1 protein-coding gene and 1 pseudogene are annotated in these 959 nt (G+C 32.5%); one reads left to right on the top strand and one right to left on the bottom strand.

Going from position 1 to position 959, the window contains the following annotated elements:
• Positions 1-346 (bottom strand): ATP-grasp domain-containing protein (locus LOK41_RS28255; RefSeq protein ID WP_481748849.1); only part of this gene is annotated, 346 nt, incomplete at its 3' end.
• Positions 347-491: 145 nt separating this feature from the next.
• On the opposite strand from LOK41_RS28255, the pseudogene LOK41_RS28250 reads away from it, so the two are divergent.
• Positions 492-800, top strand: a pseudogene (locus tag LOK41_RS28250) (topoisomerase DNA-binding C4 zinc finger domain-containing protein); the annotation flags it as partial.
• Between the last annotated feature and the right edge of the window lie 159 nt (positions 801-959).

The following is a 959-nucleotide window of genomic DNA, read 5'->3' as shown; positions in this document are numbered from 1 at the left end:
TTAGAGTATAGACCCTAATATCTTTTCCCTCTATATACTCTTGAAAAATAACGGGCTCTAAATTTAAAGACTTCATCTTTAATAATTCATCGCCGTTCACTTCTCTACAATAATATCCACCTATGAGAGGTTTATATACAATTCTATCCGTTGATTTTATGAACTCTTCTAATCTTTTGTAAGAGTTTGTGATACAAGTTTTTGGAATAGGCAATCCTGCATGAATCAGTTTATACAGTTGAAAGTATTTAGAATGGTCTGCAGGAGGATTTATCATTCTAACTCCATTAAGTTGCATAATTTGCAGCCAAGAACGTAAATTCTCGATTTGGCTTTTAAATTGCATTTGTTCATTAGGTTCTGTTGCAAAGTTGAAAAATAACCGAAAATAATGAGTATACGATACATGTTCTTGTATATTTTATAATGTTTATTCGGAAAAATTGTATTTTCATTCTATATTTTTGGGGGCGTTTAAAACTTTGCAACAGAACCAAGCCTATTATAAGGCAGATGAAGCATGGATCGTAACCAATAATGCATATACAAAACAAGCCGAAGAATTAGCAAAAGCATGTCAGGTAAAACTCATTGATCGTTTTGAACTTCAAAAATTAATCAGTAAAGTGAATCCAGAACAAAAAGCAGAAGATGTGTATCATCGAGTAGATCCGGCTGAACGGAAGTGTCCGGTTTGTAAAAATAAAATGATTGTGAGACAAGGGAAGCAAAACGGAAATAAATTTTTTGGTTGTTCACAATTTCCTACTTGTAAGCATACGGAACGAATTAACGCATGAGCTGGAAAACTTTCAGCTCTATTTCGCTTTTAGTAAGGTATTTCCATTTCTAAGTTTATAATTGGATTTTTGAACAAAACGGATTCTCAGATTTGTTTGTATGGAGTTTTAACTCTTGGTCTAATGTAATTAGTCTCGGAGGAGTTATTTTTGAATACA

The sequence above is a fragment of the Bacillus sp. TL12 genome (assembly GCF_022625245.1).
Taxonomy (GTDB): Bacteria; Bacillota; Bacilli; order Bacillales; family Bacillaceae_G; genus Bacillus_A.
This window is presented reverse-complemented; position numbering and strand designations above follow the sequence as displayed.